This window comes from Mesorhizobium sp. 43Arga (genome assembly GCF_053714255.1).
This window is the reverse complement of the sequence record NZ_JBSKBO010000010.1, coordinates 43,398-65,822: the sequence shown is the minus strand read 5'-3', so window position 1 is coordinate 65,822 and position 22,425 is coordinate 43,398. Positions and strand designations below refer to the sequence as shown.

Sequence of the window (22,425 nt, the reverse complement as noted above, 5' to 3'; positions counted from 1 at the left end):
TCTCTTGTATAAGCTAGGCTTATGCGAAGCCTGCGCCACCTCCTGCCCTCCGCCGGCAGCCTGATCGTCTTCGAGGCGGCCGGCCGGCTGTCGAGCTTCACCGCCGCCGGGCGCGAGCTCGGCATGACGCAGGCGGCCGTCTCCTACGCGGTGCGCGGGCTGGAAGAGCAGCTCGGCGCCAAGCTGTTCCAGCGCCGCCACCGGCAGGTCAGCCTGACCGAGGCCGGCGAACGCTTCCACGCCGATGTTTCGCTGGGCTTGTCGCACATTCGCAAGTCGGCCGAGGATCTGCGCCTGCAAGCGACGGGCGGCCATGTGACGCTTGCGGCCTCGACCGCGTTCGGCTCGTTCTGGATGATGCCGCGCCTGCAGCAGTTCCGTGACGAATTGCCAGGCATCGATCTGCGCATCCAGACCGCCGACCGCGACCTCGACATCATCGCCGAAGGCATTCCGCTTGCGGTGCGCGGCGGCGAGCCACGGGACTGGCCGGACTACCATTCGCTGCCGCTTGCCGATGAGGAGATCTTCCCCGTCGCCGGCACCAGTTACCTGGCCAAATTCGGCATGCCGAGGACTGTCGGGGAATTGGCCACGCACCGGCTTATCCATCTCGAGGAGCCGTACCGCGAGGCGGCGAGCTGGGACGAATGGTTCCAGGCGGCCGGCGGCAGCCTGGGCGACGCCGCGCGCGGACTGCGCATCAACGATTACGGCCTGGTCATCCAGGGCGTCATGGAGGGGCAAGGCATCGCGCTCGGCTGGCGGCACCTTGCCGAGCGGCTGCTAGCGACAGGACTGCTGGTGCAGGTGACGGACCACGTGCTCAAGACCGGCAAGGCCTTCTACGTCGTGTGGCCGAAGAACCGGGAACTCAGCGACAATGCCCGCAAGGTCAGGGATTGGTTGGCGGCGCAGGCGTGAAAAAGTGGTTGTATCTGAAAATCCCCTCTATCACCGGTAGGCGCTCTAGGTTTAGTAATTGCATACTGGATGGGGGTAACGATGATCGCGAAACTCGGCGGCCATTTCGGCGTGGTTGTGTCTGGTCTGATTACTTTTGGGTTGGTTGTTCTGGCCGTAATAGTCATCAACCACATAACAGGCTTCAACGTTTTTTCGTTCAGCTTCTGGGTGGTCATTCCGGCTGGGGCGGTGTTGACAGGGGTGGCTGCAGCCTCAGGCTACTATTTTGGCAGCCTGTTTTTTCACACACGACCCACATGGTTTCTTCTCGTGCAAATTCTCATTGTGACCGCTGCGGCGCAATTGGTCATCTACTATGGCGAATATCGCTCGTTGGTTTTCGATGATGGCACGATGGCTTCTGATGTCATTGGTTTTCGGGATTATCTCGATACATATCTCAGATCGATGCATTTCAAGGCCGGACATGGCGGCCATATCGACACTGGCGAGGTTGGCGACTTTGGCTACTGGTTAGCAGTGATCGATTTTATCGGTTTCATCCTCGGAGGACTTTTCGTCTTTTTCATGCTGCAGACCTATCCGACGTGCTGGAAGTGCACTCGATACCTCAGGAAAATAACCAAGATGGGCCAGATGTTTCCTGACCATGAGCAGTTCGCGAAATATTACGACACTCTTTTTCAGCACCCTGTCGACAGCAAGCCCTTCGCGGATTTGATGAAAGGCAACCCGAAAGTCCGCAAACCCACTTTGGACACGGTCTTGATAGGATCGGATCTTCTTGGCTGTGCGCATTGCAACACGCAGCTTCTAACTCAAAAGGTTCGGATCCTGGGAAAGAAGGGATGGAAGGATATCCCAAAGCTGACCCGGAACGTTCGGCTGCCGGATGGCGTGGATCTGCGGCAAGTGGTTAAGCCTAGCTGATTTGGGTGATCGCGGACGGTCTGATGCAATTAGCCTATCCGCAGCGGTCCCGAATCCGCCTATAGTATCCCATGCCCATTCGCCAGCTTTCCGAAACGATGATCAACCAGATCGCCGCCGGCGAAGTCATCGAGCGTCCGGCGAGCGTGGTCAAGGAACTGGTCGAGAATGCGCTCGATGCCGGCGCCTCGCGCGTCGAAATCGTCACTTCAGGCGGCGGGCTGAACCTGATCCGCGTCACCGATGACGGTTCCGGCATCCCCGAACCGGAGTTGGCGCTGGCGATCGCGCGCCACTGCACCTCCAAGCTCGCCGATGATATCAACGACATCCGCTCGCTCGGCTTTCGCGGCGAGGCGCTGCCGTCGATCGGCTCGGTGTCGCGGCTGTCGATCCGCTCGCGCACGGCTTTGGGCGACAGTGCCGCCGAGATCGGCATAGAGGGCGGCCGCGTGCTGCCTGTCAGGCCGGCGGCAGCCAACCGCGGCACCACGGTCGAGGTGCGCGACCTGTTCTTCGCCACGCCGGCGAGGCTCAAATTCATGAAGGGCGAGCGCGCCGAAAGCTCGGCCACCAGCGATGTGGTCAAACGCATCGCCATCGCCTTCCCGGCCGTGCGGTTCACGCTCGCCGGTTCCGATCGCTCGACCCTGGAATTGCCGGCGACCGACGACAGTCCGGAAGGCAGCTTGCGCCGCGTCGCCCAGGTGATGGGGGCCGAGTTTCCCGACAATTCGATTCCCATCGACGCGATGCGCGAAGGCGTGCATCTGACCGGCCATGTGTCGATCCCGTCCTTCACCCGCGCCAACGCACTGCAGCAATATGCCTATGTCAATGGCAGGCCGGTGCGTGACAAGCTGATCGCCGGCGCCATCCGCGGCGCCTTCGCCGATGTACTGCCGCGCGACCGCCACGCGGTGACGGTGCTGTTTCTTTCGCTCGATCCGGCCATCGTCGACGTCAATGTCCACCCGGCCAAGGCCGATGTGCGCTTCCGCGATCCGGGCTTGGTGCGCGGGCTGATCGTCGGCGCCATCCGCCAGGCACTGGCGGATGCCGGCGTCCGCTCGGCCACGACGGGAGCCGCCGGCATGATGGCGGCGTTCCGGCCAGGCGCCGCACCCTACAATCATGGCGGCCCCGCCAATGGCCATCGCAGCTACGAAGCGGCATTCCATGCATCCGGCCCCACCGGCTTCGATTCCTCGCGCTCGCCGCAGCGGCCGCTCGACATTCAATTCGAAGGTGCGGGCTTCGAACGCGCCGGCGTAAGGCATGGCGGGTTTGGCGAACCTGGTCAGGCGGCGTTCGATGCCGGCCCGCTTGCCAGCGCCGATGCGCGCGCCGGGCAGGCCGAGGCGGCGCAGACGCTGCTCGGCACGGTGCTCGGTGCGGCCCGCGCGCAGGTGCATGAGAACTATATCGTTGCCCAGACCAGAGATTCACTCGTCATCGTCGACCAGCACGCGGCACATGAGCGGCTGGTCTATGAGGCATTGAAGAACGCCCTGCATTCGCGCCCCGTGCCCTCGCAGATGCTGCTTCTGCCTGAGATCATCGACCTGCCGGAAGAGGATGCCGAGCGGCTCGCCATGCATTCCGAAACGCTCGCCCGCTTTGGCCTCGGCATCGAGCGTTTCGGCCCGGGCGCCGTTGCCGTGCGCGAGACGCCGTCGATGCTGGGCGAAACCAATGTCCAGCAATTGGTGCGTGACCTCGCCGACGAGATCGCCGACAACGACACAGTCGAGACGCTCAAGGAAAGGCTGGACAAGATCGCCGCCACCATGGCGTGCCACGGCTCGGTGCGCTCCGGCCGGCTTCTCAAGGCCGAGGAGATGAACGCGCTGCTGCGCCAGATGGAGGCGACGCCGGGATCCGGCACCTGCAACCATGGCCGGCCGACCTATATCGAGCTGAAGCTGGCGGATATCGAGCGGCTGTTCGGGCGGCGGTGAGCCTGTGAGCGGCGAACAGACGGTCCGGTTCCAGTTCGAAGCCGAGGTGATCCACTGGAGGGGCCCTTCGCCATACTTCTTCGCGCCGATACCCGATCAGCATGGCGAAGAGATCAAAAAGGTCGCGAAGTTCGCGACCTATGGCTGGGGGGTGATACCTGTCGAGGCGACCATTGACGGCTTCATGTTCGGCACATCGCTGTTTCCCAAGGACGGAAGCTATCTTTTGCCCCTGAAGGACGACGTCAGGCGCAAGTGCAATCTAACGGCAGGCGATTCGATTTCCGCTTCGATCGCGATACACCTTCGCGGCCGATAACGCGGTCCGTGGGGGTCAACAATTCTGGCGCGGCTCTCGTCCTGATTCGGGAAAGGCAGCCAACCCTTTGGTCTAACGCTTCAAATTCACCACGATGACGCCGCCGAGCGCCAGCGCGCCGCCGAGGATGCCGAGCAGCGTCGGCACTTCGCCCAACCAGAAGAAGCCGATCAGGGCAGACATCGGCGAAACCAGATAGAGGAAGTTCGAGGCACGTGCGGCCGGCAGACGCGATAGCGCGGTTGCCCAAGCGGCATAGGCAATCAGGCTGGGCACGATGCCAAGAAAGATGACGGCGCCGAGACCGGCGGTGTTGGCGACTGCAGCCTGCGCAAAACCGCTCGGCAGAAAGGGGGACAGACAAAGTGCGCCAAGGATCATATTCGAGGCCGAGATGGTCAGCGGGTGATGCCGGGCAAACAGCGGCTTCTGGACGATGGTGTTGACGGCCGAACAGAGCGCGGAGCCAAGCACGAGCAGTGCACCGGCATTGAAACGCAAGCCTTGTCCGTCTGCCATTGCTATGATGCCGATGCCGGCGAAGGATATCGCCGTGCCGGCCCAGGCCCACTTTGAAAAGCGTTCGCCGAGTAAAGCCATCGCCATGATGGCGGTGAAGATCGGGCTGACATTGATGATGAAGCCAGCGGCACCGGCCGAGACGGTCAGTTCGCCGAAGTTGAGCATGACAGTGTAGAGCGCGACGAAAATTGCGCCGCCAAAGACGAGGCGCCACACCTCGTCGAGCCTGGGCAGTGCCGGACGCTTGACGGCAAGGAAAATCGCCGCCGGCACCGCGGCGATGGCGAAACGCAGGGCGCCCAGTTCCAGCGGCCCGAAGGCGGCAAGGCCGGCGCGGATCGCCGGAAAGGCGGAGGCCCAGCCGACCACGGTCAGCGCCACGGCGACGGCGGCGGTGGTGTCCATCCGCTGTGTCTGATTCAACGTGCCCGTCATCGCGTTCATCTCACCGTCCTCATGCTGTTCCCGTCCTGGAAGCCACAAAACGCCTTTTCCTGCTTGTTGACAAACGACCAAATCGAGGATCACCTGTGACTATGGATCACAGCTCAGACACAATGGTGCCGCTCGAAACCCTGCGTGCCTTCGACGCGGCGGCGCGAACCGGCAGTTTTTCGGCAGCCGCCGAAAGGCTCAACATCACCCATGGCGCCATCAGCCGGCAGATCGCCAAACTCGAGGACTGGCTGGGCCTGAAAGTATTCGATCGCGGTGCGCGCGGCGTGACGCTGACGATCGAAGGCAATCGGCTGCATCTGCGCACGTCGGAGGCTTTCGCGCTGATTTCGAGCCATTCCGACCGCTGGGTCGAGCCGCGCGGCACGGCGGTGGTGCGGCTGACCTCGATCCCCTCGGTGAGCGGGCTGTGGCTGATGCCGCGCATGGCGGCATTGGAGAGCAATCCGACCAAACTGCGCATCGTGCTCGATGTCGATATCCGCCAGGCCGACCTTGCCGATGAAGGCATCGACCTGTCGATCCGCTGCGGCCGTGGCGGCATTCCCGGCCGCGTCTCGGTGCAGTTGTTCGAGGAGCATGTCTTTCCCGTCGCATCACCGGCACTGGCTCGCGAGATCGGCCGAGGCGACCCCGCCCGGCTGCTCAAATTCCCGCTGATCAATGATTCCGACGCCTCCGCCTGGCGCGCCTGGTTTGCCGCGCAAGGCATGGATTATCGTCCGCGCCCACAGGATCGCCGCTTCGAGGATTACAATCTGGTGCTCGACGCCGCCGCTTACGGGCTCGGCATTGCGCTGTCGCGTCCACCGTTGACCGGGCATCAGTTGCAGTCCGGCCGAATCACCGCGGTCGATGATCGCACCGCGCTCAATCCAGTGTCCTATTGGCTCGACCGGCCGCTGGGACGGCCACGCAGCGCCGCGGCGGACCTTGCCCGCCGCATCGCGCAGCAGGCCGGATTGGCGCCGGACAAGATCGAGGCGTTCATCGAAGCGGAGCGATAGGTTTCCCGGCCTATCTCCGATTCGTTCAGCGAAGCAGCAGCAGAACGAATCCGAACATCATTGTTGCCAGCAAACCGGTCATGATCGAAACAAAGCCGATCCTCACCAGCAGGCCCTCGGGATTGGGTGCCGCGGCGTGAGATTGATTGGCTGGCCTTCGCCGTCCCGCCGGCATCCCCATGGCGCCGGCGTCTTGCGGCCCCGGAACCTGCGGCGGGATAAACGACAGCAAGGACACCCCAGCGGCTCTGGCGGGCGCGTTGTCATTGGCCGTTGCCGAAGGCGGCACGGCGCCGCGCTGCATTTCGGCCCCAGGCGCTGCTCTTTTCGCCACGATCGTTGCCAACACCGCCTCGTCGCGCGTGTCGAGCTGGGCCTGATAGGCCTCGACAATGCCGGAAGAAGCAATCTGCTGCGATTTGACGGCCATCGGGGCCACGGGCATCGCCAGCAAAGCGGGCGCCGTGCGTTGGGCGAACAAGGAGGGTGCGGCGGGCTGGACCAGTTCCCTGACCAGCGCCGTCCTGACCGGATCGGCCTTCGCCAACGGTACGGGTTGCGGCGTCATCGCCTCCTTGAGCAAGGAAGCCAGGCGGGCGGAAGAAATATCCATCATGCCCCCGATAAAAGCGCTTTTCACACGTATCCTAGCGCCTCAGCATTGTCCGAGGCTTGTCGCAAGCTTGACCTGGCCGGCGATTTGTGGCGATGAAATCCGTATGAACCTCGGCACCACCGCATGATGAACCGTTTCGAAGGCCCGGGCGGCAAGGAAGCCCGCATCCGCTATCTCGATGGCGATTTCCAGGTCACCAGCCCCGGCTCGTTCGTGCGCTGCGCGGTGACCGGGGAAAACATCCCCCTGGACGAACTGAAATACTGGAGCGTCGCCAGGCAGGAGCCTTACGTCAGCGCCACCGCCTCGCTGCGCCGCGAAATCGAGGTGCATCCGGAGCTGCGCAGCCGGCGTTGAGCGAGCAGCCTCCGGGCTCAGTCCATCACCACCAGTTCGGCGCCTTCCATCGCGTAACGCGCGAAGACGAAGTCGCGGATGCTAACAACCTGCCCGTCCGCCCACTCCAAGAGGATGAAGTATTTCAGCCGCTGATCAGGGTCATCACCGTCATGGACCAGGATCGCCGGGTGTTGGTCGACGAAACCTGGAACAAAGCGCCAGTGCGGCCGCGTGGCATAGTTACTGAAATAGGGCGCCACCTTCTTCTTCCCGTCGAGGCGAACCCGGTTGACGACATCAAGGCGCACGTCTTCGGCCAGCATGGCCCTGACCGCGTCGAAATCATGCGCATTGAACCGCTCGACATAAGTCTTGAGCCTTGTCCGCTCCGGTTCGGCCAGCGCGGGAACGGGCGTATCACCAGCCTCCTCGGCGAGCACGCGGAGGCGGAACCGTCCTCGCTGCAGCGCTGCCTTGGCGGCAGGGACGCTGCCGCCAACTATGTCGCAAATCTCCCGCAGGGAATGACCGAGCACATCGCTCAGGATGACGCTGCTGCGTTGAGATGCCGGCAGTCGCATGAAAGTGCGTAGGCTGGCCGCCACGATCAGGCGGTCCTCGACGGGGTTCCTTGCGGCCGCGATCATCTCCAAATCCTCGTTCGAATGATGGGTTTCCTCACGCATCCGTCGGCGCAGGAAGTCCAAGGCCGCATGGTGGGCGATGCGAAACAGCCAACCCTCGGGATTGGCGATCGGCCCTGCCGTTGGCGCCGCCTCCATCGCCTTCAGCATGGTTTCCTGGACGACGTCCTCGCCATCGATGACCGAGCCGGTCATCCGCGCGCAATAGCGATGCAGCCTCGGCCTCAGCTCGCCCAAAAGCTGCTGCAGGGGCTTTGGCGGCACCTCGGATCGAGCATCGCCTATCATGCCTTCCGACAAAGCCGATCCTCCATGGAATTGGCCTCCAGGCTATCTCTTGTCGCCCGGGTTCGACAGAGGGAGCGGGCCAGACGACGGTGCAATGTGTGTCTTGTCGCGCTTTCCGGCCATAAACAGCCCGGCCCCGGCGCCAGCAAGGGACAGCATCGCGGAAACGCCACTGGCAACAGCAAAGCCTTGGCTGAAGGCCATGGGTGTCGCGTGGCTCCCGGCCCGGGCGAAAGCTGCCACGGTGAGAGCCACGCCAAAGGCGCCGCCGAGTTGGCGGATCGTGCTGAGCGTGCCCGACGCCTTGCCGATGTCGGGCATGGCAACCGCGCCGATGACAGTCTTCTGCGTGATGGTTACCGCCACCGCGAAGCCGGCGCCGGTCAGGATCATCGGCAGGATCATTTCGGTATAGACAATGCCCGGGTCAGCGATGAGCGCAATCCAGCCTAGGCCCGCCGCCTGGACCACGAGGCCGAACACGATCAGGCGAGCGTCACCAAACCGTTTGGCGAAGCCGGCGGCGGACCGCGCACCGAATATGACCGCGACCCCCCAGGGCAGCAGTCTCAAGCCGGCGATCAGGGGGCCTGCGCCCAGGGCCACCTGCTGGAACTGTGCCATGAAGAAGATCGCACTCATCAACGCCGCGTTGAGGAAGAACATCGCGATATTGCCGGCGGCGAAGGCGCGAATGCGAAAGAAGCGCATGGGGATCATCGGTTGGGCGCAACGAAGCTCCCAAGCCACGAGCAGCATGACCGACAATGCGCCACCCGCCAATGATGACAGAACTTCGAAACTTCCCCAGCCGGCAATGTTGGCACGAACCAAACCCCAGACCAAGCCGAGGGCAGCGCCCGTCGCCAGCAGCAGACCGAGCAGATCGACGGCCTCCTTCTTTGCGCCGAAGCTCTCACGCAGCCTGGCAACAGCCAACACAGCGGCTGCCAACCCGATCGGCAGGTTCACCCAGAAGATCCACCGCCACGCCAAGCCCTCCGTGACAACGCCGCCGACGACCGGCCCGAGCACGGTCGAGAGCCCGGCGACGCTGCTGTAGATACCGAGTGCCCAGCCCCGGCGATCGGGCGGAAACGCCGTGCTGATCTGCGCCAGCGCGAGTGGCATAACGATGGCGGCGCCGACACCCTGAACGGCACGGGCGGCAATGAGCCAACCGATGCTGGACGCCAGCGCGCAGGCGCACGAGGCGACGACGAACAGCGTCAGGCCGACGACGAAGAGGCGCCGGCGGCCGAACCGATCGCCCAGGGCCGCGGCTGTCAGAAGAAAGGCGGCGAAGCTGAGGGTGTAGGCGTTGACCGTCCATTCCAGCGCCTCAATCGAGGCTCCGAGGTCGCGCCCGATCGCGGTCAAGGCGGTGGACACCACCAATGCGTCGAGCCCCACCATCAGGTTCGCGGCCGAAGCGAGCACGAGCACCCATGTGCTGTTGGAACTGTTTGCCGGCACGACCATGGTTTTCCCTCAGGCGTGGAGACTGCAGGAGACGTCGCAGATGGCAGACTCGTGCTTTGCCAAGGGGCCAAATCGCTGGAAATACGGGCTCATCCGAGCATCCTCGCGAAAGGCATCGATATGTCTGGCATCCTGCCATTGCGAATAGACGATCACCTGGCTTCCGTCCCTGCTTTCAAGGACGTTCGATGAGATCCAGCCTGGCATCTTGCTGAATATGGTCTCAATGCCCTCGCGAAGGAGAGCGAGCACCTTCGGCTGACTACCGGGTTCGACCGTGAAGATGTTGACGAGCGTGGTTACGGCGCGATCGACGCGAATGGTGGTTTCCATGATTGGGCTCCGGTCTCGGCTCACTCGATGAGGTCGCCAGGGTTCTGGCAACAAGGGCGCTGGTTCTCGACCCGCCGGATCGGCTGACCAACATCCTTCGACACCAAGACGAATCGGAGCAGGCAAACGGACCGGTGTGCTAAAAAAATTTCGCTTGAACTGCCTGGCCGTACGCGCCGCGTTCCTGGAACCCGACCATGAGCTTCAAGTTGTGCGGGCGCCGTAAATAGTCGTCGATTGCGACCGATTGCCGACCTTCGATCAGCCTCTCAGTTTGCGCTGCCGCCAGGCATCGAGCGTTTCCTCGATGATGCGTTCGGGCGCATGGTCGAGCTCGAAAACCGTGTCGATTTCGAGCACCTCGAGCCTGTTGAGAAAATCCTGCGAGGCGCCGTGGCGCAACCGGGCGGCGTCCTTGGCCGTGGTGATCAGGCCGAGCCCCTCGGTGCGTGCCGTCGCCGCAAGTTCGGCGAGTTCGTCCTCGGCGTAGAAATGATGGTCCGGAAAGGGCTTGGAGAGAACCACGTCGCCGCCGGCCTCGCGCACCGTGTCGAAGAACTTGTCGGGATGGCCGATGCCGGCGAAGGCCAGGAACTGCCTGCCGGCAAGCCCGGCCTTGCTGCTTGGCTCCGTATGCGCCTCGAAGATCGGCCGGCCGGCGCGCGCCGCCTGGCGCACCACGGCATCGGCGGCGGTGCCCTCGCCCATCTTCAACAGCCCGCTGGTGAAGACCAGCTGGTCGACGATCTTGGCCCTGAGCGGGCCGCCCGGAATGACGCGGCCATTGCCGATGCCGTAGCGGGCGTCGACCACGATTAGCGCGTAGTCGATATGGATGCGAGCGCTCTGAAAGCCATCATCCATGATCAGGAAATCGCAGCCGTGCTTTTCGATGAGCAGCCGGGCGCCGGCGGCGCGGTTCGGCGTCACCGCGACCGGTGCATGTTCTGCCAGAAGCAGCGGCTCATCGCCGACATGCCTGGCGGCATCGTGATCGGCATCGACGACATGCGGCTCGGCAAAGGAGCCGCCATGGCCGCGCGACAGGAAACCGGGCTTCAGCCGCATGCGCTTGGCCTGTTGCGCCAGCGCGATGGCGACCGGCGTCTTGCCGGTGCCGCCGACGGTGAAATTGCCGACGCACAGGACCGGTGCCTCGATCTTCTCACGTCTGGCGCGCCGCATGCCGCGGCCGGCGACGAGCGCATAGACGGCCGACAGCGGCGACAGTGCCAGGACTTTCCAGTCCGGCTCTTCCCACCAGAATGGTGGTGCTTCGGAGGCCACGCTAGCGCCCGTTGGCGCCCTTCAGGCGCGACTTGACGACCAGCGGCTGGATGTAGGGTTCGAGCGATTTCAGCGTGCGCGCCAGCGCGCCGCGCATCTCGTCGACGGTCGCCACCCCCGCCGCCATCATCTCGTGGCGCGCCACTTCGTTGGTCAAAAGGAAGTTGACGGCGCCGGCCAGCATGTCGCGATCACGCACGAGCTTGGCGCCGCCGCTGTCGATCAGGCGCTGATAGGCCTCGCGGAAATTCTGCACATTGCGGCCGGCGAGAACCGCCGTGTCGAGCATTGCCGGTTCGAGCGGATTCTGGCCGCCCTCGGAGGTCAGCGAGCGGCCGACGAAGGCGATTTCGGTCAACCGCAGATAGAGCCCCATCTCGCCGATCGTGTCACCGAGCAGGATATCGGTATCAGGCCCGATGCGGTCGCCCTTGCTGCGGCGCGCGACCTTCAGCCCCATGCCGGAAATCTGCGCGGAAAGGGTTTCGGCGCGATCGGGATGGCGCGGAACGACGATCGTCAGCAGACCGTGGTGACGCTTGTGCAGCGTCGCGTGGACCTCCGCCGCGACCACTTCCTCGCCATCATGGGTCGAGATCGCGGCCCAGGTCGGGCGGCCGCCGATCTGCCGCTGCAAGGAGGCCAATACCCGTTCGTCGACCGGCGGCGGGTTGGTGTCGACCTTGAGGTTGCCCGAGACGGTGACCGGGCGGGCGCCAAGCGCGCGAAAACGCTCACCGTCGACATCGGACTGGGCAACGACATGGGCGAGATTCTCGAACAGCGCCTCGGCGAGGTTGGCGCGCTTCTTCCAGGAGGTGAAAGAGCGGTCGGACAGCCTGCCATTGACCAGCACCTGCGGCACGTGGCGCGCGCCAAGCTCGAGGATGGTCATCGGCCAGATCTCGGATTCGGCGATGATCGCCAGGTCCGGCTGCCAGTGATCGAGGAACCGGCTGACCGCCGGCTTGAGATCGAGCGGCACATATTGGTGGATGATACGGTCGCCGAGCCGCTCGTCGGCGACCTGGGCCGATGTCACGGTGCCGGTGGTCAGCACGATGTTGACGCCATAATCGAGAATGCTTTCGACCAGCGGCACGACGGCTATGGTCTCGCCGACGCTCGCGGCATGGATCCAGATGACAGGCCCTTCGGGGCGCGGGCGCCCGGCGACGCCGTAGCGCTCGCGGCGACGGTGGCGGTCTTCCTTGCCGCGCGAGGTGCGCCAGGCGACGTAGGGTCCGACCAGCGGATAGGCCGCGGCACCGGCGAAACGGTATGCCGTCAGCATGGCGCGCGCCCAGCGACCGCTCATCGCCGGCCATCCACGAGACGGTAGGCCTCGGCCGTCGCGGCATTGAGAGCGGTGGTGATTTCCTGGCGCTTGCGCTCCATTTCGGCGTCATCGGCGTCGGCCGCGACAAAGATCGGCGCGCCGATGGTCACGGCGGAACGGCCGAAAGGCAGGTTGATGGTGGTCTTGTCCCAGCTCTTTTCCAGCACCTTGCGGCGGCTGGTGGCGATGGCAACAGGCAGCAGCGGCCGACCCGAGAGGCGCGCCAGGAGAACGATACCGAGCCCTGCGTCCCGCGGGGTGCCATGCGGAATGTCTGCGATCATGGCGACGTTCTTGCCTGATGTGAGCGACTTTTTGAGGGCGATCAGGGCCTTGGCCCCACCCTTGTCGAGATGCCGGGCATTGTCGCGCCCGCCGGAACCGCGCACCGCCTCGATGCCGAATTTCTCCAACATCAGCGCGTTGAGTTCGGCATCGGCGCTGCGCGACACCATGGCGACCAGCGGCTTGCGCTTGGGGTAATAGGCAGGCGTCAACAGATGCTGGCCGTGCCACAGAGCGATGATGCCGGGCTCGAATTCGGAATAGGCGCCGCCCGAAAAGCGCGCCGAGCCAGCGACCAGGGGGCTGGTCAGGCGGACCAGGCGCACGAACTGCGCGAGCAGGCTGGCAATGGCGTTCTTGACGAATCGCGATTGCGCCAGCGGTTCGCGCACCTTGCGCCAGAACGTCTTGGTCGCGCGGCTGCCGCCCCTGCCAGTCGGGGCAGCCTCGCTGGCTGGCCCTTTCGCCAGGTCATGCTCCATCGAAGTCAACCGGCAGCCTTGTTGTCGGGATCCAGCAGACGGTGCAGATGAACGACGAAATAACGCATATGGGCATTGTCCACGCTGGCTTGCGCCTTGGCCTTCCACGCCGTGTGCGCGGATTGATAGTCGGGATAGATACCGACAATGTCGAGCCCGTCGAGATCGCGGAACTCGGTGCCCCCAAGCTTCTTCAGTTCGCCGCCGAACACCAGATGCAAAAGCTGTTTCTTCCCGTCTTCCGCGGTCATGTCGGTCCTTCACATATTGTGAGTTTGTGACAGGTCTAGACCAAAGCCGCCGACTTTGGAACCTGCGAATGTGCTTTCACGCATCCAGCCCGGCAATGACATCGACGAGCACCGCCAGCAATTCACCGCTGCCGGCCGCGAGCGCGCCGTGGCGGGTCACCTCGCCGGCATAGAGCGGCGCACGGCCATGCGGGTCGAGCAACCGGCCGCCGGCCTCGCGCAGGATGAGATCGGCGGCGGCGATGTCCCAGTCATGCGCATTCGGCTTGACGAAGGTGGCGTCGAGCGTGCCGTTGGCGATCATCGCCAGGCGGTAGGCAAGCGAGGGACTGTAGGGCGCCCGTACCAGCCGCTTCTGCCAGCCGGCCGGCACCAGGTCGATCAGCTGCTTCAACCCTGAAATCTCGGCCTTGTCGCCAAGCGTGCGCACGCCAACGCGCTTGCCATTGCGGAACGCGCCCTGACCGGGCAGCGCCCAATAAGTCTCGTCCATTGCCGGGCATTCGAGCACGCCGGCAAGCGTGCGGCCCTCTTCGACCACAGCGACGCTGACGCACCAGGTGCGCTGTCCCTCGAGGAAGCCGCGCGTGCCGTCGATCGGATCGACGACGAAGGTGCGGCGCGCCGAAAGCCGCACCGGATCGTCGACCGTCTCTTCCGATAGCCAGCCATAGTCGGGCCGCGCCGCCAGCAGCGTACGGCGCAGATAGGCGTCCGCCGCATGGTCGGCTTCGCTGACCGGCGAGGTACCGCCCTTCATCCAGACCTGCGGGCTGTTGCCGAAGTAGCGCATGGCGATCAGACCCGCCTCGCGGGCGGCGTCGCGCAGCAGCGGCAGATCCGCAATGGTGCCGGAAGGGACAGCGGTCAGTTCAGGCTCCTGCAAGGGTCATGCCTTCGATCAGGAGCGTCGGCGCGGCGGTGCCGAAATTGCGGTCGAGATCATTCGCCGGCACCATGTTGAGGAACATGGTCTTCAGGTTGGAGGCGATGGTGACTTCGGCGACCGGATAGGCCAGCTCGCCGTTCTCGATCCAGAAACCGGAGGCGCCGCGGCTGTATTCGCCGGTCACCATGTCGACGCCCTGGCCAAACACTTCGGTGACGTAGAAGCCGCTCTTGAGCGACTTGATCAAATCCTCCGGCGAGCGTTCGCCCGGCTCGATGGCGAGATTGGTGGAGGACGGCGAGACGGAGGAGCCGCTGCGCGAGCCGCGGCCGTTGGTGATCAATCCCAGTTCGCGCGCTGCCGAAGTCGACAGGAACCAGTGGTTGAGCACCCCCTTATCGACCATGAGAAGCTTTTCGCCCTCGACGCCTTCGCCGTCAAAGGGTCGCGAGGCCTGGCCACGTGGCCTGAGCGGCTCGTCGGTTACGGTGATGGCGGACGCCGCCACCGGCTTGCCCATCATGTCGCGCAGGAACGAGGTCTTGCGCGCCACGGACGCGCCGTTGATGGCGCCGGCAAGATGGCCGGCGATGCCGCGCGCGACGCGCGGGTCGAACACCACGTCGACCGGCCCGGTCGCCGCCTTGCGCGCGCCGATGCGGCGCACGGCGCGTTCGCCGGCCTTGCGGCCGATATCCTCCGGCGCATCGAGATCGGCAAAGTGCTGGCGCGAGGAGAATTCATAGTCGCGCTCCATGCCGGTGCCCTCGCCGGCGATGACGCTGGCGGACCGCGAGAAGCGCGAGCCGACATAGTGGCCGATGAAGCCGTGCGAGGTGGCCAGCACGATGCCGCCCAGCCCGGCACTGGCGCCGCTGCCAGCCGAATTGGTCACGCCCTTGACGGCAAGTGCCGCCGCTTCGGCCGCAAGCGCCGCTTCCTTCAACTGGTCGGCCGACACTTCGGTGGCGTCGAACAGGTCGAGATCGCGCGTCTGTTTGGCCAGCAGCGCCGGATCGGCGAGACCCTGATAAGGATCCTCGGGCGAGACTTTCGCCATGGCAACAGCGCGCTCGGCGAGTGCGCGCGGATCGGACGCGGCAGTGGCCGAGACGCTCGCCACTTTCTGGCCGACGAAGACGCGCAGCGAGACATCCTCGGCCTCCGACGATTCGGTGGCCTCGACCTTGCCGAGCCGAACCGACACGCCGGTGGAGCGGCCGCGCACGGCAACCGCGTCGGCGGCATCGGCGCCGGCCTTCTTGGCGGCCTCGACCAGCGCCGCGACGCGGTCGGTCAGTTTTTTAGCGTCTGATGTGTCGGCCATGCCTGTGATCCTGCTTGTCGCAGCCAGCTTGCGGCCGCGCCCACCCATCTATTGTTCCGGTCCGGCTTGTGCAATGGCACAGGCTTCAATCAAAATGCATCGCTGCATGGTTCCCATCGCGAACCCTGTGACGCACAATCAGCCCGCAGCCCGCACGGAGCATCCTTCATGACGCCTTTCCATCTCGCCTTCCCGGTCCGTGATCTCGATGAAACCCGCACTTTCTATGGCGAAGTGCTGGGCTGCGCGATCGGCCGCTCGTCGGCGACCTGGGTGGACTTCGATCTTTACGGCCACCAGATGTCGGCGCATTTGCGGCCGCAGGCCGCGCAAGCCGCCAGCGACGGCAAGGTCGACGGCATTCTGGTGCCGATCCCGCATTTCGGCGCCGTGCTGCTGATGGATGACTGGCAGCGCCTGGCGACCCGGCTGGAAGCGCGCGACGACATAGATTGGCTGGAACGGCCAATGGTCCGCTTCAAGGGCGAGCCGGGCGAACAGGCGACGCTGTTCATCCGCGATCCCTCCGGCAACGCCCTGGAATTCAAGGGTTTTCGCTCGCTGGAGCAGGTTTTCGCACACTGAGACCGGCCACCATGCGGCCTGTGGCTCAAGAGCCCGCGACCGGCGTCCAGATCACGTCCTCTATTTTCTGCGCGCCGGTGGCCAGCATAACCAGCCGGTCGAAGCCGAGCGCGATGCCGCTGGCCTGCGGCATGATGGCAAGGGCGGCGAGAAAATCCTCGTCCAGCGGGTAGCGCTCACCATAGATGCGCTCTTTCTCGTCCATTTCGAGGATGAAGCGCCGGCGCTGCTCCTCGGCGTCGGTCAGTTCGCCAAAGCCGTTGGCGAGTTCGACGCCGCAGCAATAGAGCTCGAAGCGCTCGGCGACGCGCGGGTCGCGCGGGCTTGGCCGGGCAAGCGCCGCCTCGGCGACCGGATATTCGCACAGGATGGTCGCGCGCCCCTGCCCGAGGAACGGCTCGATCTTTTCCACCATCACGCGGCTGAACAGGTCGGCCCAGCTGTCGTCGAGGGCCGTGCGCAGGCCGGCTTTGGTCAAGGCGGCGTAGAGCGCGTCCCGGTCGGTGCCGCCATCCGCGGCGACCGTGGCCAGGAGATCGATGCCGGCATGGCGAGAAAAGGCGTCCGCCACCGTCAGCCGTTCCGGCTCGGCGAACGGATCGCATTCGCGGCTCCTGAAGGAAAAGCGCGTCGCCCCTGCCCGCGTCGCGGCCAGCGCGAGCAGATCGGCGCAATCGCGCATCAGGCTCTCGTAGGCCTCGCCCACCCGGTACCATTCGAGCATGGTGAATTCGGGATGATGCAAGGGGCCGCGCTCGCGGTTGCGCCAGACGGCACCTAGGCTGAAAATCCTGGCCTCGCCGGCGGCGAGCAGCTTCTTGCAGGCGAATTCCGGCGAGGTGTGGAGATAGAGCGGCGCGTGCGCGCCATCCGGTCCGATCGCTTGCGTGGCGAAAGCCGCCAGATGCGCCTCATTGCCGGGCGAGACCTGCAGCGCCGCCGTTTCCACCTCGATGAAATCGTTGCGGGCAAACCAGTCGCGCAGAGCGGCCGTGAGGCCGTTGCGCAGCATCAGGCGCGGGCGCCGGTCGGCGTGAACGTCAGGCGTCCACCAGGGCGAAGCGGCGGTCATGGGCGATTTGAAGGCGTGCTGGCGCGCCTTGGGGGCTGGCGGTTCGCGCCGAGATGCGCTACCAGCGCCGCACAAGCCGGCAAACGCCCACTAACTCTCGCAGGATTTAAAACCGTGGTGAAAGTCATCGCCAGTTCGCTCCGTAAAGGCAATGTCGTCGACAAGGACGGCAAGCTTTATGTGATCCTCTTTGCTGAAAACATCCACCCAGGCAAGGGCACGCCCGTGACGCAGCTCGACATGCGCCGCATCGGCGACGGGGTGAAGGTTTCGGAGCGCTACCGCACCACCGAACAGGTGGAGCGCGCCTATGTCGAGGAGCGCGAGCACACCTTCCTCTACGCCGACGGCGAAGGCTACCACTTCATGAACCCGGAAACCTACGACCAGGTGGCGGTGAGCGAAGCCGTGGTCGGCGACGCGGCACCTTATCTGCAGGAAGGCATGCCGGTGCAGGTCTCGCAGTTCAACGGCATCGCGATTTCCCTGGTCCTGCCGCAGCGCGCCACTTTCGAAGTGGTCGAGACCGAACCGACGACCAAGGGCCAGACGGCCTCGTCCTCCTACAAGCCCGCCGTGCTCTCCAACGGCGTGCGCACCGCCGTGCCCCCGCACATCGCTCCGGGCACCCGCGTGGTGGTGATGACGGCGGACGGGTCTTATGTGGAGCGGGCGAAGGACTGAGGGCCGCCCGTGCCGTTACGAAAATCTCGGCAACCCCGTTTCGGTCTGTTGACGATGACCGACCGCTCAATCAACAGGCGCCTAACATCAGGTCGGCTGATGTCAGCGCTTGCCTCTGACCTTGGCTAAAACAACGAAGTACAGCGCTTTTTCTCGTGGAGCCTGTAGCAAACGCCCCATGCCGTTCGTCCTTTGAACGAAGAGGAGAACACCATGAGAAAACTTATCGTCACCGAATTCATCAGCGTCGATGGCATTGCCGAGGTCGAGAAATTGCCTGGCGTGACCTGGAATGACGAGATGAACAGGTTCAAGGAGGATGAACTCGCCGACAGCGGCGCCATGCTTCTGGGGCGCACGACCTATGAGATCTTTGCCGCCTCGTGGCCCAAGGAAACCGGGGATTTCGCCGACCGGTTCAACGCACTGCCGAAATACGTCGCCTCGACCACCTTGAAGGCGCTCGACTGGAAACCGGCCGAGCTCCTCAGGGGAGCGTTGCCGGAAGCTGTGAGGACGCTGAAGCAAGGCAGGGGCGGCAACATCTATGTGCATGGCAGCCTCAGCGTCGCGCAGGAATTGCTGCGCCATGGGCTGGTCGACCGCGTCAGGCTGCTCAGCTATCCTGGGACTGTGGGCCAGGGCAAGCCGTTGTTCCCGCCGGGCGAACAAGTGCCGCTCGAGCTGATTTCGGCCACGCCGTTCAGCAACGGCGTTGTGGCGCTGGAGTATGCGCCGGCGAAGTCTTAGCCGGCCTCACCCCGCCTTCTTCCCTCGCCTCCCCTTGATGGCAGCGCCATTGCGCGCCTCCACCACCCGCTCCACCTCGCGCTTCAGCTGATCCTTGATGTCCGCCGTCTCGCGCATCAGGGCGTCGATCTTCAGGAAATCGAGCACGCGGAATTTCGAGACGGCCGGGCGGACCAGTATGTCGGGGCGGCTTTGTTTCAGCTTGTTGGCGATGATCGACTGCATCATCAGTTGCGTGGCGCCGAACATCAGGTCGACGGAGGTCGGATGCTTGCGGTCGGCCTCTTCCGGCGCGCCGACGACGTCGACGCCGATGATGATGTCGGCGTCGTCCTCGATGAGATCGAAGGGCACGGGGTTGTAGATGCCGCCGTCGATCAGCAGCCTGCCGTCGCGCGTCACCGGGCGGAACACGGCGGGAATGGCGGCCGAGGCGGCAAGCGCGGAATGCAGGTCGCCTTCGTCGAAGACAGCGAGCTTGTGGCCGAAATAGTCGGTCGCCGTCACCTTCAGCGGGATCTTCAGCGCGGCGAAGGTTTCGGGGATGGCCTCGGGCAGGAACGCCTTGAGGATGCGCTCGACATTGAACTGGCTGACCCGGATGCCGTTCTGCATGGCCTCCGCGATCGTGCCGGGCCGCGCGCGCCACATGCGGCTCGCCACCTCGGAGCGGCGGCCGAGGATCGAGCTGGCATAGTCGTGGATCTCCTTGCCGGACATGCCCGCGGCCATGCCGGCGCCCATGATGGCGCCGATAGAGGAGCCGGCGATCGCCACCGGCTTGATGCCGAGCTCGTCCAGCGCCTCGATGACATGGATATGCGCGAGACCACGCGCGCCGCCGCCGCCGAAGGCTATGCCGAAGGTTGGGCTCATCCCTTGCCGGCTCCGGCCAGCGGCGGCCCGACCACCATGATGGTCGGCTCGGCCGTCAGCAGCTTCTTCGCCGCCGCCTTGACCTGGTCGAGCGTCACCGCGTTGATATAGCCGGCACGGCGCTGCATGTAGTCGATGCCCAGATCGTCGAGCTGCAATTCGACCAGCGTCGCGGCGATGGAACTCGAAGAGTCCAGATTGGTGATAGCATAGGCGCCGATCAGGTACTTCTTGGTCGCCGCCAGTTCAGCCTCGGTCGGGCCTTCCTCTGCCAACTGCCTGGCGACGTCGCGCACGATGCCGAGTGTCTCGGCCGCGCGGTCCGAACGCGTGCCGGTGGTTACGATCAGCGCGTTGGCATGGTCCTGGTTGACCAGCGAGGAATTGACGCTGTAGGCCAGCCCGCGCTTTTCGCGCACCTCCGAGAACAGGCGCGAGGTGAAGGTGCCGCCGCCGAGGATTTCGTTCATCAGCACAGTGGGGAAGAAATCCGCCGACTTGCGGTTCACGCCCGGCCAGGCGAGCTGCAGCGAGGTCTGCGGCAGGTCGTAATTGACCTCGACGCGCTGCGCCAGCTTCGGCTCGACATCGGCGACAGAGGTGAGCGCCTGTTTCTCAGGCAGGTCACCGAACACCATGTCCAGCTTCTTCTTCAGCGTCTCGGCATCGATGGCGCCGACCACGGCGACATGCAGGCCGCCGCGAGCGAAGACCGCTCTGTGCAGGGCTTTCAGATCGTCTTGCGTGATGGCGGCGATGCTCTGCCTGGTGCCCTGGTCGGAGCGCGAATAGGGATGGTCGCCATAGACGGCGCGCGCCCATTTGTGCTGCGCCACCGTGTCGGGATCATTCTCGTTGGCGATGATGCCGGACAGGATCTGAGCGCGGATGCGGTCGATCGGCGCCTGGTCGAAGCGCGGCTCGTTGACCGCCAGCCGCAACAGGTCGAAGGCCTCGTCGCGCTGCTCGGCCAGCATGCGCATGGAGCCATAGACGCCGTCGCGGGTCTCGTCGAAGCTCATCTCGGCGCCGGCATCGTCGAGCCTGACCTGGAAGGCTTCCGAATCGAGAGGCCCGGCGCCTTCGTCGAACAGGCCGGTCATCAGATTGGCCAGTCCTTCCTTGCCCACCGGGTCCTGCGTCGAGCCGCCGCCGAAGACGAAACGGACGGCGACGATCGGGACGGAATAATCCTCGACCAGCCAGGCGGTGATGCCTTTCGACGAGGTGACCTGCTGGATGTCCATGGCGCGGGCAGCAAGCGCGGGCAGGATCAGGAAGAGGATGGAGAGGAAGAGGGTTGCGAGGGCGTGCAGGGCCTTCCCTTCTCCCCTTGTGGGATAAGGGAAAGAGACGCGGTGCTGGTTCGTCATCATCAATTCCCCGCCTGTTGCTGCGGCAAGAGATAGCCGGTCGTCGAGCGGGCGAGCACCAGGTAGCGCGCGGCGACGGCCTTGACCTCGTCCGCCGTGACCTTGCGGATGCGGTCCGGCCATTGCTGGACGTCCTGCACATTGCCGCCGGTGGCCAGCGTCGAGCCATAGATTTCGGCCATGGAGTCCTGCTTGTCGCGGGCAAAGACCATCGACCTGATATAGCGGTCCTTGGCCTTTTCAAGCTCATCCGGTGTGACGCCACCGCTGACGATGCGCGCCACCTCCGCATCGACGGCGGCCTCGACGTCGGCCAGCTTGGCGTCGCCCCGCGGCGCGCCATAGACGGTGAAATTGGTGTCGTCGAGCATGGTGCCCTGGAAATACGCGCCGGCGTTGGAAGCGATGCCTTGCTTGACCACCAGCGTCTGGTAGAGCCGGCTGCGGTTGCCGCCGCCTAGGATCTCGGCCAGGAGGTCGAGCGCCTCGGCCTCGCCCGGCTTGGCGGTGTGGTAGGACGGCACCACCCATTGCGTGGAGAAACTCGGCACGCTGACGCGGGCGTCGGCGAGCGTGACCGTGCGCTTGGTGTTCTGCTCCGGCTCGACCGGGCGGATGCGCGGCGGCAGATCCGGCCCGCGCGCCACCTTGCCATAGGTCTTTTCGGCCAGCGCCTTGACCGTCTCCGGCTCGACATCGCCGGCCACGATCAGCACGGCGTTGTTGGGCCGGTAGTATTTGTCGTAGAAGGCGACGGCGTCGGTGCGGTTGAGCTGCTCCATCTCCTGCATCCACCCGATGACGGGGATGCGGTAGGGCTGGTTCTGCCACAGCGTCGCGTCGACCTCCTCGTCGAGCACCGCCTGCGGATTGTTGTCGATGCGCGAGCGGCGCTCTTCCAAGATGACATCGCGCTCGGTCTTGATGACGTCGTCGGTAAGAATGAGGTTGCGCATGCGGTCGGCCTCGAAGCCCATCATCTGCTCGAGCGCCGAGGGCGCCACCGTCTCGTGGAAGGCGGTGTAATCGTAGGAGGTGAAGGCGTTGTTGGAGCCGCCAATGTCGGAGACGGCGCGGTCGAACTCGCCGGCGGCGTGATTGGTCGTCGCCTTGAACATCAGATGCTCGAAGAAATGGGCGATGCCGGATTTGCCGGGCGGCTCGTCGGCGCTGCCGATCTTGTACCAGACCATGTGGGTGACGATCGGCGCGCGGTGGTCGGGAATGACGACCACTTCCATGCCGTTGTCGAGCAGGAAATCCGTCACCTTGAACTCGTCCGGCTTCGTGTTGACCAACACGGAACTGCCGGCCTGCGCCGGGCCGGTCATAGTGAAAGCCAGCGACGTCACCAGCAGCGTTGCGCGCAGCCATTCAGCCTGAAATGTCATCAGTTGCTCC

The 22,425-nt window shown here is 64.6% G+C and carries 24 protein-coding genes; 9 read left to right on the top strand and 15 right to left on the bottom strand.

Going from position 1 to position 22,425, the window contains the following annotated elements; all coding sequences use genetic code 11:
* The first annotated feature begins 21 nt into the window (after positions 1–21).
* The 4 genes from ACWGS8_RS28080 to ACWGS8_RS28065 all read left to right on the top strand — a co-directional run bounded on the left by ACWGS8_RS28080 (position 22) and on the right by ACWGS8_RS28065 (position 4,137).
* On the top strand, positions 22–924 hold the full coding sequence (locus tag ACWGS8_RS28080; RefSeq protein ID WP_454583980.1) for a LysR substrate-binding domain-containing protein: 903 nt from the start codon (positions 22–24) through the stop codon (positions 922–924).
* Positions 925–1,005: 81 nt separating this feature from the next.
* Positions 1,006–1,857, top strand: a complete 852-nt coding sequence (locus ACWGS8_RS28075; RefSeq protein ID WP_454583979.1) for a hypothetical protein — start codon at positions 1,006–1,008, stop codon at positions 1,855–1,857.
* Positions 1,858–1,928: 71 nt separating this feature from the next.
* Positions 1,929–3,818 (top strand): DNA mismatch repair endonuclease MutL, encoded by a 1,890-nt coding sequence (gene mutL / locus ACWGS8_RS28070; RefSeq protein WP_454583978.1) that lies wholly within the window; start codon positions 1,929–1,931, stop codon positions 3,816–3,818.
* 4 nt (positions 3,819–3,822) lie between these two features.
* A complete protein-coding gene (locus ACWGS8_RS28065) occupies positions 3,823–4,137 on the top strand; it encodes a DUF1905 domain-containing protein (protein ID WP_454583977.1) in 315 nt (104 codons plus the stop codon).
* A 72-nt stretch (positions 4,138–4,209) separates the two neighbouring features.
* On the opposite strand, the gene ACWGS8_RS28060 is transcribed toward ACWGS8_RS28065, so the two are convergent.
* On the bottom strand, positions 4,210–5,103 hold the full coding sequence (locus ACWGS8_RS28060; RefSeq protein WP_454583976.1) for a DMT family transporter: 894 nt from the start codon (positions 5,101–5,103) through the stop codon (positions 4,210–4,212).
* Between the two features lie 92 nt (positions 5,104–5,195).
* On the opposite strand from ACWGS8_RS28060, the gene ACWGS8_RS28055 reads away from it, so the two are divergent.
* The gene (locus ACWGS8_RS28055) at positions 5,196–6,122 is read left to right on the top strand and encodes a LysR family transcriptional regulator (RefSeq protein WP_454583975.1); all 927 of its coding nucleotides are present in this window, start codon (positions 5,196–5,198) and stop codon (positions 6,120–6,122) included.
* A gap of 25 nt (positions 6,123–6,147) precedes the next feature.
* On the opposite strand, the gene ACWGS8_RS28050 is transcribed toward ACWGS8_RS28055, so the two are convergent.
* A complete protein-coding gene (locus ACWGS8_RS28050) occupies positions 6,148–6,552 on the bottom strand; it encodes a hypothetical protein (protein WP_454583974.1) in 405 nt (134 codons plus the stop codon).
* A 309-nt stretch (positions 6,553–6,861) separates the two neighbouring features.
* On the opposite strand from ACWGS8_RS28050, the gene ACWGS8_RS28045 reads away from it, so the two are divergent.
* Positions 6,862–7,095 carry a DUF2093 domain-containing protein gene (locus ACWGS8_RS28045; RefSeq protein ID WP_454583973.1) on the top strand — a complete coding sequence of 78 codons (234 nt, stop codon included), beginning with the start codon at positions 6,862–6,864 and terminating at the stop codon, positions 7,093–7,095.
* A gap of 17 nt (positions 7,096–7,112) precedes the next feature.
* On the opposite strand, the gene ACWGS8_RS28040 is transcribed toward ACWGS8_RS28045, so the two are convergent.
* The 9 genes from ACWGS8_RS28040 to ACWGS8_RS28000 all read right to left on the bottom strand — a co-directional run bounded on the left by ACWGS8_RS28040 (position 7,113) and on the right by ACWGS8_RS28000 (position 15,684).
* A complete protein-coding gene (locus ACWGS8_RS28040; protein WP_454583972.1) occupies positions 7,113–8,009 on the bottom strand; it encodes a sigma-70 family RNA polymerase sigma factor in 897 nt (298 codons plus the stop codon).
* A gap of 42 nt (positions 8,010–8,051) precedes the next feature.
* On the bottom strand, positions 8,052–9,491 hold the full coding sequence (locus tag ACWGS8_RS28035; RefSeq protein ID WP_454583971.1) for an MFS transporter: 1,440 nt from the start codon (positions 9,489–9,491) through the stop codon (positions 8,052–8,054).
* A 9-nt stretch (positions 9,492–9,500) separates the two neighbouring features.
* On the bottom strand, positions 9,501–9,824 hold the full coding sequence (locus tag ACWGS8_RS28030) for an antibiotic biosynthesis monooxygenase family protein (RefSeq protein WP_454583970.1): 324 nt from the start codon (positions 9,822–9,824) through the stop codon (positions 9,501–9,503).
* Positions 9,825–10,085: 261 nt separating this feature from the next.
* On the bottom strand, positions 10,086–11,111 hold the full coding sequence (gene lpxK, locus ACWGS8_RS28025) for a tetraacyldisaccharide 4'-kinase (RefSeq protein ID WP_454583969.1): 1,026 nt from the start codon (positions 11,109–11,111) through the stop codon (positions 10,086–10,088).
* A 1-nt stretch (position 11,112) separates the two neighbouring features.
* The gene (waaA, locus tag ACWGS8_RS28020; RefSeq protein WP_454583968.1) at positions 11,113–12,429 is read right to left on the bottom strand and encodes a lipid IV(A) 3-deoxy-D-manno-octulosonic acid transferase; all 1,317 of its coding nucleotides are present in this window, start codon (positions 12,427–12,429) and stop codon (positions 11,113–11,115) included.
* Positions 12,426–13,217, bottom strand: a complete 792-nt coding sequence (locus tag ACWGS8_RS28015) for a lysophospholipid acyltransferase family protein (RefSeq protein WP_454583967.1) — start codon at positions 13,215–13,217, stop codon at positions 12,426–12,428. Before ACWGS8_RS28015 ends, waaA begins: the two co-directional genes overlap by 4 nt.
* A gap of 5 nt (positions 13,218–13,222) precedes the next feature.
* The gene (locus tag ACWGS8_RS28010; protein ID WP_032929795.1) at positions 13,223–13,468 is read right to left on the bottom strand and encodes a DUF4170 domain-containing protein; all 246 of its coding nucleotides are present in this window, start codon (positions 13,466–13,468) and stop codon (positions 13,223–13,225) included.
* Positions 13,469–13,544: 76 nt separating this feature from the next.
* A complete protein-coding gene (locus ACWGS8_RS28005) occupies positions 13,545–14,354 on the bottom strand; it encodes a 3'(2'),5'-bisphosphate nucleotidase CysQ (RefSeq protein WP_454583966.1) in 810 nt (269 codons plus the stop codon).
* Entirely contained in the window at positions 14,341–15,684 is a 1,344-nt protein-coding gene (locus tag ACWGS8_RS28000; protein WP_454583965.1) for a TldD/PmbA family protein, read from the bottom strand. Before ACWGS8_RS28000 ends, ACWGS8_RS28005 begins: the two co-directional genes overlap by 14 nt.
* Positions 15,685–15,852: 168 nt before the next feature.
* Between ACWGS8_RS28000 and ACWGS8_RS27995 the strand changes: the two genes are divergently transcribed.
* Positions 15,853–16,269, top strand: coding sequence for a VOC family protein (locus ACWGS8_RS27995; RefSeq protein ID WP_027042200.1), 417 nt, complete (start codon positions 15,853–15,855; stop codon positions 16,267–16,269).
* A gap of 25 nt (positions 16,270–16,294) precedes the next feature.
* Here ACWGS8_RS27995 and epmA read toward each other — a convergent pair whose 3' ends face one another.
* Complete coding sequence (gene epmA / locus ACWGS8_RS27990) at positions 16,295–17,341, bottom strand: EF-P lysine aminoacylase EpmA (protein ID WP_454583964.1); 1,047 nt, start codon at positions 17,339–17,341, stop codon at positions 16,295–16,297.
* 114 nt (positions 17,342–17,455) lie between these two features.
* Here epmA and efp point away from each other — a divergent pair, with 114 nt between their 5' ends.
* Positions 17,456–18,025, top strand: coding sequence for an elongation factor P (gene efp / locus ACWGS8_RS27985; RefSeq protein WP_096456789.1), 570 nt, complete (start codon positions 17,456–17,458; stop codon positions 18,023–18,025).
* Between the two features lie 213 nt (positions 18,026–18,238).
* Positions 18,239–18,775 (top strand): dihydrofolate reductase family protein, encoded by a 537-nt coding sequence (locus ACWGS8_RS27980; RefSeq protein WP_454583963.1) that lies wholly within the window; start codon positions 18,239–18,241, stop codon positions 18,773–18,775.
* A gap of 6 nt (positions 18,776–18,781) precedes the next feature.
* Here ACWGS8_RS27980 and ACWGS8_RS27975 read toward each other — a convergent pair whose 3' ends face one another.
* From ACWGS8_RS27975 to ACWGS8_RS27965, 3 genes are read right to left on the bottom strand one after another with little or no spacing between them, the layout of a single operon-like run.
* On the bottom strand, positions 18,782–19,651 hold the full coding sequence (locus ACWGS8_RS27975) for a patatin-like phospholipase family protein (protein WP_454583962.1): 870 nt from the start codon (positions 19,649–19,651) through the stop codon (positions 18,782–18,784).
* Positions 19,648–21,024 carry a M16 family metallopeptidase gene (locus tag ACWGS8_RS27970; RefSeq protein WP_454583961.1) on the bottom strand — a complete coding sequence of 459 codons (1,377 nt, stop codon included), beginning with the start codon at positions 21,022–21,024 and terminating at the stop codon, positions 19,648–19,650. Before ACWGS8_RS27970 ends, ACWGS8_RS27975 begins: the two co-directional genes overlap by 4 nt.
* 2 nt (positions 21,025–21,026) lie before the next feature.
* On the bottom strand, positions 21,027–22,415 hold the full coding sequence (locus tag ACWGS8_RS27965) for a M16 family metallopeptidase (protein WP_454583960.1): 1,389 nt from the start codon (positions 22,413–22,415) through the stop codon (positions 21,027–21,029).
* Between the last annotated feature and the right edge of the window lie 10 nt (positions 22,416–22,425).